Below are 14,653 nucleotides of genomic sequence, written 5' to 3' on the forward strand. Positions count from 1 at the left end.
TAGTCTTAGGCGCTGATAGCGCAAACTCAGAGGTGCGTCTATATGGCCAAAGGGACAAATGAAACAGGGCGCCCGACGCGCACCGTTTCAATGCCCTCTAGATACTCAAATTCCCGACCTTAGAACCACTGCCCCGGCTCCATCAGGCCCAGATCCAGCAGCTGACGCGAATGCCATTCAAACGGGGCAGAGTTGTGCCAGCGGAAGGTATCAATTTCAAACGTCGATCCCGGGTTCCGCTTCAGCGCTTTGGCGGTGCGGAAGGAACACAGCGCTGCGGTCAGGTTATGGTGCCACGGGCAGGCGTAGGTGTTGTATTCTTCGTCATTGAAGGTGTGATCTTCGCGCAGGCGCAGGCCTTCTTTGGCGCGAAACAGCGCGATCCGGTCAATCTTGCGTCGTTTGGCGGGAATGTGTTCCTCATAACGCCAACGCAGGCCGCCGAAGAAATCCAACTGCCGTTCCTTGGGATGATTGTGGTTGTCAGGATCAGGACGGGCCAGCGCATAATACCCCGATTTATCCAGATGCGCGCTGTCCAGCGAAACGGCGTCAGGGTGACGATCAAGGTTATCGGCGTAAAGATCGACCACATAGGTCAGCATGGAAAACCGCCGCTCTTCGGTATGATAGGCCAGCATCTCCCCCACGGTACGCGTTTCGCAAAATGGGTAGAACAGATATTCCGCATTGTAGCAGTAGAACATCCACTGTCCGGCGGCGGCATCAATCAGTTGGTTCACCGCCCCCTGCGCCGCATCCGGCACCGAGGTGTCATATGTAATGCGATGCGCAACAGCCGCTACATCTTCGGCCAACATAAACGCCTCTGGCATGAACACCAGAACAGTGGCGAAACCAGTGTTCAGATGATGGCGCAGGGTTGTGTCAATCTCTGCCTCATCTTCGGCGAAGATCAGGGCAATCGGCCCTTTTTTCAGCGCGCTCGCGCCGGTTTTCAGAAACTCTGCCAGACTGTTGTACTGCATCACTCTAACCTGCAACTTGGGCGCCCTGTCGGGCCACCGCTATGATCACCATCCGGCAATTGCCTCATTAGGGCCAGCGCGTTGGGGTATGACCTCTGTTTTTCAGGTAAAGTCTGCTAATTTGCCTCGCATTGCAAGTCACCCGCGTTGTGGTATAGGACAGCGCCTTAAAACATGACCCAGCGCGCGCAAGATCAAATCAGGACAAGCTCATGAGCGAAGCGAAGACCGAAGCCAAAACCGAAGCTAGGATCGGCGACCAGCAAAACAGCGACCCCAAGAAACTGTTTATCAAGACCTACGGTTGCCAGATGAATGTCTACGACAGCGAACGCATGGCAGAGGCGTTGGGTGGCAAGGGCTATGTCGAAACCGACAATCCTGATGATGCGGACATGATCCTGCTGAACACCTGCCACATTCGCGAAAAAGCGGCCGAAAAGGTCTATTCCGAACTGGGCCGCTTTAAGGGACTGAAGGCTGAGAAGCCGGATTTAAAAATCGGCGTTGCGGGCTGTGTGGCCCAAGCTGAGGGTGAAGAGATCATGCGCCGGCAGCCGCTGGTCGATCTGGTTGTGGGCCCACAAGCCTACCACCGCCTGCCAGAGATGGAGGCCAAGACCCGCACCGGCGAAAAGGCGCTGGACACCGACTTCCCCGAAGAAGACAAATTTGCCCTGCTGAAAAGCCGCCCCAAGGCGCGCCGTGCCCCTGCCGCGTTTCTGACTGTGCAGGAAGGCTGCGACAAGTTCTGCGCCTTCTGCGTGGTCCCTTACACCCGCGGTGCAGAAGTGAGCCGTCCCGTCGAACGTGTCCTGTCAGAGGCGCGCGATTTGGTCGAACGTGGCGTGCGCGAAATCACCCTGCTGGGCCAGAACGTCAACGCCTACCACGGTCAGGGTCCAAACGGCACCTGGTCGCTGGCGCAATTGATCTGGGCGCTGAACGATGTGGACGGGCTGGAGCGTATCCGTTTCACCACCTCGCACCCAAATGATATGGACGACGATCTGATCGCCGCTCATGGCGAGTGTGAAAAACTGATGCCCTATCTGCACCTGCCGGTGCAGTCCGGCAGCGACAAAATCCTGAAACGGATGAACCGCAGTCACACCGCAGAAAGTTACCTGCGCCTGATCGAGCGCATCCGCGCGGCACGGCCTGATATTCTGATTTCCGGCGACTTCATCGTCGGCTTCCCCGAAGAGGATGATCAGGACTTCGAGGATACGATGGCGCTGATCCGCGAGGTGAACTACGGTCAGGCGTTCAGCTTCAAATACTCAACCCGCCCCGGCACCCCTGCCGCAGAACGCGCGCTGGTGGATGATGCGGTGGCCAGTGAACGTCTGTACCGTCTGCAGGCACTGATCGCTGAACAGCAGCGCGGCATTCAGGACAGCATGGTGGGGCGCGACGTGTCGGTCCTGTTTGAAAAAGCCGGTCGGTTCGAAGGTCAGATGGTCGGCAAATCCGACTACCTGCACGCCGTCCACGTGGCCAACGCCGGTGCACAGGTGGGTGATATCGCCCGCGTGCGTATCGTCGAAAGCGGTTCCAATTCGCTGAAAGGTGAGCTGATCCGCTAAGCGTCCTGCCCATCAGGCAGCCCCGCAAAAACACCCAAACAGCCCGCCTGAAATGGCGGGCTTTTGCTTTGACGCCTTGATCACGTCAGGCGTTCGTCAGGACAGGCCCAGCAGAAAATCGCAAAACTGTTGTATTTACCACATCAATTAGTGGCGAATCGCTCCACTGTTTCCAAATCTTGCGCAATACGGCGTGGTTTCTCCTTCCTTTGGCGGGCAAAGCTGTTACAGTTAATGGATAGTTATTTCGCCATGATGCCCGTTTCGCGCCCTTGCCAAACGGGGGTCAGGCGCAGCGATCATATGAACCATTAAGGACAGGGCTGGCACAAATGATGATCAAGGCATTTCGTACCGCAATGGCCTGCGCAGTGGTGTCTGCTCTGGGGATGACGGCGTTTGTACAACCTGCCGCTGCCCAGCAAACTGCCACTGTCAAAGGCGAACGTTATATTCCCACCATCTGGATTGACCCCGATGGCTGTGAACACTGGGTCATGGACGACGGCGCCGAGGGTTACATGACCCCTCACCTGACCAGCAAAGGCCTGCCGGTCTGCCGTGACCTGAACCTCTGCGGCACCGTGAACACCGACCAGCTGTTCAAAACCGACAGCTACCGCATCAGCGCTGCCGGCCGTCAGCGCCTGCAGCAGTTCTTTGCCTCTGCTTCGGCACGTGCTTTCGTGATTGTCGGCCACACCGACAGCCGCGCCTCTGACGCCTACAACATGCGCCTCAGCTTCAACCGTGCCAACGCGGTTGCAAAGGTGGCGGCAGCTTCTGGCGTTCAGGTTTCGGACGTACGCGGCTTTGGCGAACGGATGCCACTTGCCTCCAACTCCACCGCAGCGGGCATGCAAAAAAACCGCCGTGTTGAAATCTTGTGCTTCCAGTAAGCGAGGGAGAGAACAAATGACTTTGGTAAAAGCCACACTGGCCCTCGCAACTGTCGGCATGCTGGCAGCCTGCGCCACCGGCGGCCATGCTCCCGTGAAGGGCGACAAAACCCGCGACCGCGGCACTGACAAAAAACACCTCAGCCAGTTGGTGGCCGGTATCTGGGTAGACCCCAACGGCTGTGACCACTGGATTATCGACGATGGCGTCGAAGGTTACGCAGACGCCCGCCGTGACAAATACGGCGTTCCGGTCTGTTCCAACGTGGCACCACCGGAAACCGCTGTAGGTCCGTTCAAACGCGGTACTTTCATCTCTGACCCGCTGTAAATACAGGTCAGACAGATAGAATTCCAAAGCCGTCGGTGGCAGCACCGGCGGCTTTTTCATGGTGTTTTCGCTGGCTGTTTCAGTGGCACGTCTGCGTGAACCGCAGAGGAAATGTCACAAAACAGCACTATATCTTGCGGAGAAAGGCCGTGTTTGGCACCATAGCTATATGGGCCGACTCAATTTTGCACTCGGCCAAAACAAGGAGATCTGCTTGCCTACCAGCGTTCTGACCCCGCCCATCGATCCTGACAGCCTCAGCGAAGCGGTATTGGAATTTCCGGACAATCGACTGCTGATTGACCTGTGCGGAGAATATGACCGCAACCTCGCAGCGATTGAACAAAAAATAGGCGTGCACATCCTGCGCCGCGGCAATCAACTGTCCGTTCACGGCGGCACCGAAGCAGTCGAAGAATGCGAAACCGTTCTGCGTGGCCTCTATGAACGTCTGGAAGAAGGCCGCGATGTGGAAAGCGGCGACATCGACCGCGAGATTCGCATGGGCCCAGCGGATGCAACGCCGGACAGCGAAGGCACACGCGATGGCAACCAACTGGAAATGTTCCGCGGTGGTCGCGTCGAAATCAAAACCCGCAAAAAACGGGTGGAGCCGCGCACCGAAGCGCAGCAAACCTACGTTGAAAGTCTGTTCAAAAACGAGCTTGCCTTTGGCATCGGTCCCGCCGGCACGGGCAAAACCTATCTGGCGGTCGCTGTGGGCGTATCAATGTTCATTGACGGCGCCGTGGATCGCATCATCCTCAGCCGTCCGGCTGTCGAGGCGGGTGAGAAACTGGGCTACCTGCCCGGTGACATGAAGGACAAAGTCGATCCCTACATGCAGCCGCTCTATGACGCGTTGAACGATTTCTTGCCCGCCAAGCAAGTCGCCAAGCTGATCGAAGAAAAGCGGATCGAAATTGCGCCGCTGGCGTTTATGCGCGGGCGGACGCTGGCCAATGCCTTCGTTGTGCTGGATGAGGCGCAGAACGCCACCTCCATGCAGATGAAGATGTTCCTGACCCGTCTGGGCGAAGGGTCACGGATGGTGATCACTGGCGACCGGTCGCAGGTTGACCTGCCACGCGGCGTGTCCTCGGGCCTGCATGATGCGGAGCGGCTGCTGAAACACATCCCAAAGATCAGCTTCAACTATTTCACCTCCAAGGATGTGGTACGTCACCCGCTGGTGGCCGCAATTATCGAGGCTTATGAGGAAGAAGAGGCGCGCGGGAAGTAAGCGTGCCTATACGACGTGGTGCCATACGTCAGTGTATGGACAGCCTCCGGCTGAGGTATTTTGAGAACATTGAAAGGGGCGCGGTTTTCGTGCCCCATTTTCATTGGCAGCATGATGGTCTAAGGGCGCAGGCATGACAGTTGATGTGATATATGAAGACCCCCGCTGGCAGGCACAGGATCTGGAGGCGCGCGCCGAAGTGGCGGTCGCGGCAACACTGGCGCATTTCGGCTATGATCCGGAGGCGTGGGAGGTTTGCGTAATGGGCTGCGACGAAGCGCGCATTGAAGGCCTGAACGAAGAGTTTCGCGACAAGGGCAAAGCCACCAATGTGTTGTCATGGCCATCCGAGGAGCGCGGCGCCGAGGAAGATGGCGCGCTGCCCGCGGCGCCCGAAGGGTATGATCCCGAACTGGGCGACATTGCGATTTCCTATGACACCTGCCTGCGTGAAGCGGCAGAGGCAGGCAAGCCAGCCGCCGATCACATCACCCATCTTTTGATCCACGCGACCCTGCATTTGCTGGGCTTTGATCACATTCGTGACAAGGATGCCACGTTGATGGAAGGGATAGAGGTCGAGATACTTGGCAAAATGGGTATCTCTGACCCATATAATATAGATTGAACGACTTGTGTCGTTAGACTGAAGGAACCACATTGGTTCCTGAACAATTTGGAAAGGTAAGATGGGCGACGGACCTGATGGCTCTTCTACGGCGGCGCACAGCGCGCCACTGACACTGGAGCACCCGAAACCGGGGATTTTGAAACGGCTTTTCGGGGCCAAAGGCACTGCGCAGCTGGCAGCGGATCAAACCGCGCCTTTAACGCAGGCCAACACGCAACGCCAACATCAGACATTGATGAATGCCCTTGGGCGGGTACGGGTGCGCGATGTCGCCATTCCCAAGGCCGACATCATCGCCGTGGCGGAGACGACCAGTCGTGAGGAACTGGTACAGGTGCTGCGCGAAACCGGCTTTACCCGGCTGCCCGTCTACAGCAGCACCTTGGACACCCCGCTGGGCATGGTCCACCTGAAAGATTTTGCCCTGCGCTACGGGTTCAACGGTGGCGCTGCGGAAGATTTTTCGCTGAAAGCGATGCTGCGACCGCTGCTTTATGTGCCACCGTCGATGTCGCTGGGCGTGCTGTTGCAGAAGATGCAGACCGAACGGCGGCATATGGCGCTGGTGATTGACGAATATGGTGGCGTCGATGGCCTGCTGACCATCGAGGATCTGATCGAACAGGTCGTCGGTGAGATCGAAGATGAACACGACGCCGAAGATGACAAATTCTGGGTCGCGGAAAAGCCCGGCGAATATCTGGCCTTGTCCAAGACACCCCTTGATGAGTTTGAGCAAGAGATCGGCCTGTCGCTGACCGACAGTGCCGAGATTGACGAAGAAGAGATCGACACGCTGGGCGGTCTGGTTTTTGTCCTCTGTGGTCGCGTGCCTGTGCGCGGCGAGGTGGTCCAACATCCCGCTGGGCATGAGATCATGGTCGTGGACGCCGATCCGCGTCGGATCAAGCGGCTGCGCGTGCGGCTGAAATCCGGCTGAGCGGCGCGGGCGTGGCAGAGGTCGCAAGCTGGCGTTGGGTACGGGCTGAGGGGCGATTGGGCCTCTTGGTGTCCGCTGGCATGGGCGTGGTCGCCGCCACGGGGCAGGAGCCGTTTGATCTGTGGTTTCTGTCGCTCTGTGCGCTTGGCGTTGGTGTTTTGCGTGTATCGCTGGCCGAAACTGCGCGGCAGGGGTTTTGGCGCGGGTGGGCCTTTGGCTTTGGCTATTTTGCGCTGGCGCTGTCGTGGATCATTGAGCCCTTTCTGGTCGATCTGGCGCGGCATGGCTGGATGGCACCCTTTGCCCTCATAGGGATGGCGGGCGGCATGGCGCTGTTCTGGGGCGCAGCGGGCGGCATTACAATACGGTTACGTATGGGACTGTGGGGCGCAGCAGTTCTGCTGGCCGCGGCAGAGTTTCTGCGCAGCTACCTCTTCACCGGCTTTCCCTGGGCGCTGATTGGGCACATCTGGATTGAAACGCCTTTGGCGCAATGGGCGGCGATTGTCGGGCCGCAGGGGCTGACGCTGCTGGCGTTGTTGTTTGGGACTGCCTTTGTCATGCCGCGTGGCAGAGGATGGCGTGGGGCGCTGGTGGGGCTGGCTTTTGCGCTGTTTTGGATCGGTGGTACTGCGCTGCAAGGCACGCCTGAGGATTTGGCGGATCGGCCTGTGGTGCGGCTGGTGCAACCCAATGCGCCGCAGCATCAGAAATGGGATCCGGCGCATATTCCGACGTTTTTCCGCCGCGGGGTTGCGGCGACGGAAGCTGCCCCGCGTCCTGATCTGATCATCTGGCCAGAAACTTCCGTCCCTGTGGCGTTGGACCGGGCTGAACGCACGTTGGCGGTGATGGCGGATGCGGCAGCGGGTGTACCGCTCGTCTTTGGTATCCAACGCTTTGACGGGCGGCAGATCTATAACAGCGCGGCACTGCTAGATGGCGAAGGCCGTGTGAGCCAGATTTATGACAAATACCACCTCGTGCCCTTTGGCGAATATGTGCCCTTCGGCAATGTGATGGCGCGCTTTGGCATTCATGGCATGGCCACCACGCAGGGCGATGGGTTTTCCGCAGGTCCCGGCCCAGTGTTGATGAATTTGGGCGGGTTGGGACAGGCACTGCCGCTAATCTGTTATGAGGCGGTATTCCCCAACGACGTGGGCGCCGCGCCAGAACGTCCGGATTTTTTGATGCAGCTGACCAATGATGCGTGGTTTGGCCAGATCTCTGGTCCCTATCAACATCTGGCGCAGGCGCGATTGCGGGCGATTGAACAGGGCCTGCCAATGGTGCGCGCAGCCAATACAGGCGTGTCGGCGGTGATTGATTCCAAGGGCCGCGTGCTGGCCGCCCTACCGCTGGGTGTGGCCGGTCATGTGGATCACCCGCTGCCTGCGCCAACCTCACGAACAATTTATAACGTGACAGGCGATCTATTGGCGCTATCTGCCCTGATTACGCTGTTTTTCGCGATTTGGGCCTATCAGAGCGCTGTTGCGCGCCGTTTTGTTGATTGACCTCACATTGCGTGGAGCGTAACGAGTTTGGAATTCCCCGTCACAACGGCTTCCTGACGTGGCGGGCAGACCTTAATGGAGCAATATCCCATGACACGATCGACCTACACCTTCACCTCTGAGTCCGTTTCAGAGGGCCACCCCGACAAGGTGTGTGACCGCATCTCTGACGCAGTGCTGGATGCCTTTCTGGCAGAAGAACCCGAAGCGCGCGTTGCCGCTGAAACCTTTGCCACCACAAACCGCGTCGTGATCGGCGGCGAGGTGGGCCTGTCGGATCAGACGAAGCTGACCGAATATATGGGCAAAATCGACGAGATCGCCCGCGCCTGCATCAAAGACATCGGATACGAGCAGGACAAGTTCCACCATGAAACGGTGAAGATCACCAACCTTCTGCACGAACAATCCGCCCACATTGCGCAGGGTGTTGATGCGGCAGCGGACAAGGAAGAAGGTGCAGGCGACCAAGGTATCATGTTTGGCTATGCCACCAATGAAACCAGCGCCCTGATGCCCGCACCGATCCAATACAGCCACGCGATCCTGCGCCGTCTGGCAGAGGCCCGTAAATCCGGTGCCGAGCCGACCCTGCGTCCCGATGCGAAATCGCAGATCTCGGTCAACTATGTGGATGGCAAGCCGGTTGGCGTGTCCTCGATCGTGCTATCGACGCAACATGCGGATGAAAGCCAGACCAGCGCAGATATTCGCGACATCGTCGAACCCTATATCCGCGACACCCTGCCCGAGGGTTGGATCAACGCCGATACCATCTGGCACGTGAACCCGACTGGTAAATTCGTGATCGGCGGTCCTGACGGCGACGCGGGTCTGACAGGGCGCAAGATCATCGTGGACACCTATGGCGGTGCTGCGCCACATGGTGGCGGTGCGTTCTCTGGTAAGGACCCGACCAAGGTGGACCGTTCGGCGGCTTATGCCGCGCGCTATCTTGCGAAAAACGTTGTGGCAGCCGGTCTGGCCGAACGCTGCACCATCCAGCTGAGCTATGCCATTGGTGTATCCCACCCGCTGTCGATCTACGCGGACCTGCACGGCACCGGTCAGGTGGACGCGGCCGAGATCGAGGCGGCGATCCCCCATGTGATGGATCTGACCCCGCGCGGCATTCGCACTCATCTGGGACTGAACCGCCCGATCTATGCCCGCACTGCCGCCTATGGCCACTTCGGACGCACACCGGATGCAGACGGTGGCTTCTCTTGGGAAGCCGTTAATCTGGTGGAACAGCTGAAGAAAGAGGTCGGCAAGACTGCCTTTGCGACGGCGTAAGGGCTGACGCAGAATTACATATTTGATAGCCGCGACACCAATCGGTGCCGCGGCTATTTTCGTTTTAAGAGCTTAGGGCAGCGTCTGCCTGAGTAGGCGCGAATGCGCCTGCCACAATATCTCTTTGGCGGGCAGGCAGGCGCAGCCCGACCTATCAGTCGGGCGGGACATGGATTGCAGCCGGTATTGAACCGACCCTTGACGCCACGCACACCTTGCGGCAAAGGCTCTGGTCAACCAAATGCGTGAGAGACCATGGCAGATACTCCTGACGATAAATCCGGTGCAGATCACCCCGTAGATCCCTCAAAGGGCCATCCCTCGGGCGCCCCATGGCGCAACTTCTACGGCCGTTTCAAAGGTAAGGGGCTTCGCGACAGTCAACAGAAGTATCTGGATGAAGATCTGGCCGCGCTTTCCCCCGGAGCTGTCGGTTGGGAAGAAAACCCCGACCGCACCCCGCTGGACCTAGAGGCCCTGTTTCCCGGCAAAGACGTCTGGCTGGAGGTCGGATTTGGCGGCGGCGAGCACATGGTGCATCAGGCGGCCAGCAACCGCCATGTCGGCATCATCGGCTGTGAACCCTATATCAACGGGGTGGCAATGCTCTTGGGCAAGATTCGCGATGCAAACGTCGATAACGTGAAGGTGCACCCCGGTGACGCCCGCGACATGTTCGACGTACTACCAGAGGCGTCGATCAGCCGTGCCTTCCTGCTTTACCCTGATCCGTGGCCCAAAAAACGCCACCACCGCCGCCGTTTTGTCACGCAGGAGCACCTACAGCCGCTTGCCCGTGTATTGAAACCCGGTGCGATTTTCCGTGTGGCCACCGATATTCCCGATTACGTGCGCCAGACGCTTCAAGAGGTGCCGAAGGCCGGTTTTGAATGGCTGGCCGAGGGACCAGAGGATTGGCGCCAGTCGTGGGACGACTGGATTTCGACCCGCTACGAACAAAAGGCCCTGCGCGAAGAACGCACACCGCATTACTTGACCTTCCGCCGTCTGTAAGAGATTGAAATTATATTATTTATAAGTTCATAGAAAGGCGCCTGAGAGCTTCGGGTGCCTTCTTCTTTTGCTGCTACTCGAACTGTTCGCGCAGCAATCGCTCTTCCAGTCCGTGGCCGGGGTCAAACAGCAGGCGGTGGGAAATCTCAGGCTCTGAACGGATTTCAACAGAGGTGACATTGGGCACCAGATTGCTGTCGGCCTCTGCCATCACCGGCCGCTTGTCCGCCTCAATCACGTCAAAACGCACGGTGGCGGTGGTCGGCAGCAGCGCACCGCGCCAGCGTCGTGGGCGGAAAGGGGCGATTGCAGTCAGCGCCAGAATATCGGTGCCAACGGGCAGAATGGGGCCGTGCGCCGAATAGTTATAGGCAGTCGATCCCGCAGGCGTCGCAACAAGGGCGCCGTCGCAGATCAGCTCTTCCATACGCAGGCGTCCGTCGATGGAAATACGCAGCTTCGCCGCCTGAGAGCCGGAACGCAGCACCGACACCTCGTTGAGCGCCAGCGCGCGGTGGGTGCTACCATCGGCGCAGGTGGCGGTCATCGACAGCGGGTGAATCGCGGCCTCCTCCGCCTCGGCCAGACGTTTCAGCAGGTTGCTTTCGGAATATTCATTCATCAAAAAGCCAATGGTGCCGCGGTTCATCCCGTAAACCGGTGTGCCCAATTCGCGACAGCGGTGCAGGGTCGATAGCATGAAACCGTCCCCCCCAAGGGCAACAATTACATCCGCCTCTTCTTCTTCGACACAGCCATAACGGCTAAGAAGCGCGGCACGTCCGGTCTGGGCCGAAGGGCTGTCACTGGCAACAAAAGCGATTTTCATGGGGATTCGGCAATCTTGTGGTTTCCGATAGGCGTCATTGGTGCCGATCGAACCACAACTTCGCCCCAAGCACCACCCCTGCCGCCTACACACGCCACTTGGTCGCATTCATCGCTTTCTGAAAGGACATAATTCCGTTACCTAAACCCAATCAATCTCTGCCCTCTAAATTCTGACGGAGTGTCCCATGTCCGATACCGGTTTCTTCACCGAAAGCCTCGCCACCCGCGATCCCGAGCTGTTTGGCTCCATCACCGACGAACTGGGCCGCCAGCGTCATGAGATCGAACTGATCGCATCAGAGAACATCGTTTCCGCTGCCGTGATGGAAGCGCAAGGGTCCGTGCTGACCAACAAATACGCTGAAGGCTACCCGGGCCGCCGCTACTATGGCGGTTGTCAGTACGTCGACGTTGCCGAAAACCTGGCCATCGACCGCGCCAAGCAACTGTTCGGCTGTGAATACGTGAACGTTCAGCCGAACTCCGGTTCGCAGGCCAACCAAGGCGCCTTCATGGCGATGATCAAACCCGGCGACACCATCCTGGGCATGAACCTGGCCTCCGGCGGTCACCTGACCCACGGCGCAGCCCCCAACCAGTCGGGCAAATGGTTCAACGCAGTTCAGTACGGCGTGCGTGAAGACAACAACCTGATCGACTACGATCAAGTCGCCGAACTGGCGCGCGAGCACAAACCTGCCCTGATCATCGCCGGTGGTTCCGCCATCCCGCGTCAGATCGACTTTGCCAAGTTCCGTGAAATCGCCGATGAAGTTGGCGCCTTCCTGCTGGTTGACATGGCCCACTTTGCCGGTCTGGTTGCCGCAGGCGAACACCCCTCGCCCTTCCCCTATGCGGATGTTGCCACCACCACCACCCACAAGACCCTGCGCGGCCCCCGTGGCGGCATGATCCTGACCAACAACGAAGCGCTGGCCAAGAAAATCAACTCGGCCATCTTCCCCGGCATTCAGGGCGGCCCGCTGATGCACGTCATCGCCGGTAAGGCAGCCGCCTTCGGGGAAGCGCTGCGCCCCGAGTTCAAAGCCTACCAGAAGCAAGTGCGCGCAAACGCTGTTGCACTGGCAGATCAGCTGATCAAAGGCGGTCTGGACATCGTGACCGGTGGCACCGACACCCACGTGATGCTGGTTGACCTGCGTCCCAAAGGCGTGAAAGGCAACGCAACCGAAAAGGCCCTGGGCCGCGCACACATCACCTGCAACAAAAACGGTATCCCATTTGACCCGGAAAAGCCGATGGTCACCTCGGGCATCCGTCTGGGCACCCCTGCCGGCACCACCCGTGGTTTCGGTGAGGCGGAATTCCGTCAGATTGCTGACTGGATCGTCGAAGTGGTCGACGGTCTGGCTGCCAACGGTGAAGAAGGCAACGCCGCTGTAGAAGCCAAGGTGAAAGCCGAAGTTGAAGCGCTGTGCGAAAAATTCGAGATGTACCCGAACCTGTAAGGTTTGCGATCATCCGTGACACAGGAAACCCCGGACCGATGGTCCGGGGTTTTTCTTTGCCTCTGCGATAGGATCAGGCGTCTTCGCGCAGCGCCTCCTCCAGCATCTTTTCGTTGCGCGCGTCCTCGATTTTGCGAATGCGATCCTCGCTGGAACGCTGGTCAAATCGGTATTTCACCACATTGATCAGGCTCAGCGTCAACAGCACGATGCCCATCCCCCAGAAGCCTTTGGTCGACAGCGGCACATCCGTGGACAGCCACAAAGAAATCGCCAACAGACCATAGGCGAGGGCCACACCAGCCATGTTCAGGTTGATAATCAGAGTGTTATCGGTACGATCGGTCATCAGTTTAATCCTTTAATATCAGTAAATTTGTTCAGTTATGCAGTTTTCAAGCGGGCCAGCACGGCGGCAGCTGTTACCTGTTGCGCGGCGCCATAACCGGCATCGGCCAGCGTGTTCAACGCGCTGTCGGGCTTCAGGCCGCTGTCGATATCATCCAGAATCTGAGCCTGTTCAAACGGATCATCCGCGCCCAAAACCTGTGCGATAAGAGCCTCCGCCTCTTCAAAGGCGCTGTCCTGCGCGATGTGACGGCGCAGCACCCTCTGCGCGCCCTGTTCGCGACGCACCGCACGGGCCGCAACCGCGCCCTGTTTCAGGTCCAGAATACGGCGGCTGGCACGCTCTACCGCGCTTTGCAGTTGCAACACATGCGCGTCCAGCCGGTTCACAGTCTGACGGCGCAAGGTGGCCTCATTTTCCAGCGTCGCAATCGCCTCTGCTGCCTGCCCAGCCAGATCGTCGCGCGCATCCGCCAACGCCCCGGTCGCACGGTCGGTCAGATCGATGATCTGCCCCTCAATCCGGGTCAGCTGCGCCGCTTCGCCGCGCTGTTTCTGGATCAGGCTGGCGAGGCTGAATTTTGCGTTCTTCAGGCCGGTTTCCGCCTCGCGGATTTTCTGGTCAATCAATTCGATGGCATGCTCGTCCCGCAACCGCGCCTCTGCGCGGGCGTTGGTGCCTTGGATCAAAGTCTTCAGCGTTGAAAACATCTTCTAACTCCGTTGTTGTGGTGTTCAAAAAATGAACGCCGTTCACAAATCGGGTATAGAAAATAAATGAACAGCGTTCAAGATATTTTTTGAACAATGTTCAATTTTTATCGAATGTGCCCCAGAACCTGCGCGATCATCACCTCGATCTGCGCGCGCGGCACGCCGGAAATGCGGTTTTCCAATCCCAGCAGCACAATCCCATGAACAGAAGAAAACAAAGCCCGTGTCATCAATGACACCTCTTCCGCCTCCATCTCTGGGAATATCTGCGACAACGGCTGCGAAATCAGCGCAAATAACTCGCCCAAGGCGGACATGTACCAGTCCGGCACCTCTTGTTCAGTCGACATCTCCACATCAAAGAGCGCCCGCCACAAATGCGTGTGTTCCGCGGCGAAGGCAAGATAAGCGTGGCTCATCACGATCAGGCGGTCATTAGGCGCCAGCCCCTCCGCCCCTTCAAACGACGCACGCACCGCAGGCCCCAACGCCTGAAAGGTGCGACCATTGACGGCCAGAACCAGCGCCGTCATGTCATCAAACACCGTGTAGATCGCCCCCAGCGCACAGCCTGCGTCTTGCGCCAACTGCCGCGCTTTGAGCGAGGAAAGCCCGCCAGCGACGATCTGCGCCTCTGCCAGTTCGATCAACTTTTCCCGCAATGCCGCCCGCCGCGCTTCTACCTTACCTGCCATCTTAGCCGCGTCCTTACATCAAATAGGATGAACATCGTTCATAGATATCTTAGCCTCTGCCCTAAGGGAAGGCCATCCGCGCCCTTAGCTGGACAGATTGGCAGAAAACCTGCAATGGGAGAGCAACACATATTAAACCCACGA

15 protein-coding genes and 1 riboswitch are annotated in these 14,653 nt (G+C 58.4%); of the genes, 10 read left to right on the top strand and 5 right to left on the bottom strand.

Features of this window, described 5'->3' with window-relative positions:
• Positions 1–119 precede the first annotated feature (119 nt).
• Complete coding sequence (locus MHM86_RS07240) at positions 120–989, bottom strand: glycosyltransferase family 2 protein (protein ID WP_239197482.1); 870 nt, start codon at positions 987–989, stop codon at positions 120–122.
• A gap of 212 nt (positions 990–1,201) precedes the next feature.
• On the opposite strand from MHM86_RS07240, the gene miaB reads away from it, so the two are divergent.
• The 9 genes from miaB (at position 1,202) to MHM86_RS07285 (ending at position 10,452) form a co-directional block, all read left to right on the top strand.
• On the top strand, positions 1,202–2,578 hold the full coding sequence (gene miaB, locus MHM86_RS07245) for a tRNA (N6-isopentenyl adenosine(37)-C2)-methylthiotransferase MiaB (protein WP_255723091.1): 1,377 nt from the start codon (positions 1,202–1,204) through the stop codon (positions 2,576–2,578).
• Positions 2,579–2,913: 335 nt separating this feature from the next.
• A complete protein-coding gene (locus MHM86_RS07250) occupies positions 2,914–3,477 on the top strand; it encodes an OmpA family protein (protein ID WP_370644098.1) in 564 nt (187 codons plus the stop codon).
• Between the two features lie 16 nt (positions 3,478–3,493).
• Positions 3,494–3,808: a hypothetical protein gene (locus tag MHM86_RS07255; RefSeq protein ID WP_370644085.1), complete on the top strand. Its 315-nt coding sequence runs from the start codon at positions 3,494–3,496 to the stop codon at positions 3,806–3,808.
• Between the two features lie 169 nt (positions 3,809–3,977).
• Positions 3,978–5,051, top strand: a complete 1,074-nt coding sequence (locus tag MHM86_RS07260) for a PhoH family protein (RefSeq protein WP_239197484.1) — start codon at positions 3,978–3,980, stop codon at positions 5,049–5,051.
• Positions 5,052–5,184: 133 nt separating this feature from the next.
• A complete protein-coding gene (gene ybeY, locus MHM86_RS07265) occupies positions 5,185–5,679 on the top strand; it encodes an rRNA maturation RNase YbeY (RefSeq protein WP_239197486.1) in 495 nt (164 codons plus the stop codon).
• Between the two features lie 61 nt (positions 5,680–5,740).
• Positions 5,741–6,622 carry a hemolysin family protein gene (locus MHM86_RS07270; RefSeq protein WP_239197488.1) on the top strand — a complete coding sequence of 294 codons (882 nt, stop codon included), beginning with the start codon at positions 5,741–5,743 and terminating at the stop codon, positions 6,620–6,622.
• An 11-nt stretch (positions 6,623–6,633) separates the two neighbouring features.
• Positions 6,634–8,142: an apolipoprotein N-acyltransferase gene (lnt, locus tag MHM86_RS07275; protein ID WP_239197490.1), complete on the top strand. Its 1,509-nt coding sequence runs from the start codon at positions 6,634–6,636 to the stop codon at positions 8,140–8,142.
• Positions 8,143–8,176: 34 nt separating this feature from the next.
• Positions 8,177–8,225: riboswitch (SAM-SAH riboswitch) on the top strand.
• A 7-nt stretch (positions 8,226–8,232) separates the two neighbouring features.
• Entirely contained in the window at positions 8,233–9,438 is a 1,206-nt protein-coding gene (gene metK, locus MHM86_RS07280; protein ID WP_239197492.1) for a methionine adenosyltransferase, read from the top strand.
• A gap of 255 nt (positions 9,439–9,693) precedes the next feature.
• Positions 9,694–10,452 (top strand): tRNA (guanosine(46)-N(7))-methyltransferase TrmB, encoded by a 759-nt coding sequence (locus tag MHM86_RS07285; protein ID WP_239197494.1) that lies wholly within the window; start codon positions 9,694–9,696, stop codon positions 10,450–10,452.
• Between the two features lie 73 nt (positions 10,453–10,525).
• On the opposite strand, the gene MHM86_RS07290 is transcribed toward MHM86_RS07285, so the two are convergent.
• Positions 10,526–11,287 carry an NAD kinase gene (locus tag MHM86_RS07290; RefSeq protein ID WP_239197756.1) on the bottom strand — a complete coding sequence of 254 codons (762 nt, stop codon included), beginning with the start codon at positions 11,285–11,287 and terminating at the stop codon, positions 10,526–10,528.
• A 181-nt stretch (positions 11,288–11,468) separates the two neighbouring features.
• On the opposite strand from MHM86_RS07290, the gene glyA reads away from it, so the two are divergent.
• Positions 11,469–12,752: a serine hydroxymethyltransferase gene (glyA, locus tag MHM86_RS07295; protein WP_239197496.1), complete on the top strand. Its 1,284-nt coding sequence runs from the start codon at positions 11,469–11,471 to the stop codon at positions 12,750–12,752.
• A 73-nt stretch (positions 12,753–12,825) separates the two neighbouring features.
• Here the strand turns inward: glyA and MHM86_RS07300 are convergent, their stop codons facing one another.
• The 3 genes from MHM86_RS07300 to MHM86_RS07310 all read right to left on the bottom strand — a co-directional run bounded on the left by MHM86_RS07300 (position 12,826) and on the right by MHM86_RS07310 (position 14,509).
• Complete coding sequence (locus tag MHM86_RS07300) at positions 12,826–13,101, bottom strand: hypothetical protein (protein ID WP_239197498.1); 276 nt, start codon at positions 13,099–13,101, stop codon at positions 12,826–12,828.
• 35 nt (positions 13,102–13,136) lie between these two features.
• Complete coding sequence (locus MHM86_RS07305; RefSeq protein WP_239197500.1) at positions 13,137–13,811, bottom strand: PspA/IM30 family protein; 675 nt, start codon at positions 13,809–13,811, stop codon at positions 13,137–13,139.
• A 107-nt stretch (positions 13,812–13,918) separates the two neighbouring features.
• Positions 13,919–14,509 (bottom strand): TetR/AcrR family transcriptional regulator, encoded by a 591-nt coding sequence (locus MHM86_RS07310; RefSeq protein WP_239197502.1) that lies wholly within the window; start codon positions 14,507–14,509, stop codon positions 13,919–13,921.
• Positions 14,510–14,653 lie beyond the last annotated feature (144 nt).

Origin of the sequence: Thalassobius sp. Cn5-15, assembly GCF_022347685.1 — a bacterium.
Taxonomy (GTDB): Bacteria; Pseudomonadota; Alphaproteobacteria; order Rhodobacterales; family Rhodobacteraceae; genus Thalassobius.

Bases quoted from the DNA above. Each gene is read 5' to 3' on its own strand.
- MHM86_RS07240 (WP_239197482.1), bottom strand. From the start codon at position 989: ATGCAGTACAACAGTCTGGCAGAGTTTCTGAAAACCGGCGCGAGCGCG.
- miaB (WP_255723091.1), top strand. From the start codon at position 1,202: ATGAGCGAAGCGAAGACCGAAGCCAAAACCGAAGCTAGGATCGGCGAC.
- MHM86_RS07250 (WP_370644098.1), top strand. From the start codon at position 2,914: ATGATCAAGGCATTTCGTACCGCAATGGCCTGCGCAGTGGTGTCTGCT.
- MHM86_RS07255 (WP_370644085.1), top strand. From the start codon at position 3,494: ATGACTTTGGTAAAAGCCACACTGGCCCTCGCAACTGTCGGCATGCTG.
- MHM86_RS07260 (WP_239197484.1), top strand. From the start codon at position 3,978: ATGGGCCGACTCAATTTTGCACTCGGCCAAAACAAGGAGATCTGCTTG.
- ybeY (WP_239197486.1), top strand. From the start codon at position 5,185: ATGACAGTTGATGTGATATATGAAGACCCCCGCTGGCAGGCACAGGAT.
- MHM86_RS07270 (WP_239197488.1), top strand. From the start codon at position 5,741: ATGGGCGACGGACCTGATGGCTCTTCTACGGCGGCGCACAGCGCGCCA.
- metK (WP_239197492.1), top strand. From the start codon at position 8,233: ATGACACGATCGACCTACACCTTCACCTCTGAGTCCGTTTCAGAGGGC.
- MHM86_RS07285 (WP_239197494.1), top strand. From the start codon at position 9,694: ATGGCAGATACTCCTGACGATAAATCCGGTGCAGATCACCCCGTAGAT.
- glyA (WP_239197496.1), top strand. From the start codon at position 11,469: ATGTCCGATACCGGTTTCTTCACCGAAAGCCTCGCCACCCGCGATCCC.
- MHM86_RS07300 (WP_239197498.1), bottom strand. From the start codon at position 13,101: ATGACCGATCGTACCGATAACACTCTGATTATCAACCTGAACATGGCT.
- MHM86_RS07305 (WP_239197500.1), bottom strand. From the start codon at position 13,811: ATGTTTTCAACGCTGAAGACTTTGATCCAAGGCACCAACGCCCGCGCA.
- MHM86_RS07310 (WP_239197502.1), bottom strand. From the start codon at position 14,509: ATGGCAGGTAAGGTAGAAGCGCGGCGGGCGGCATTGCGGGAAAAGTTG.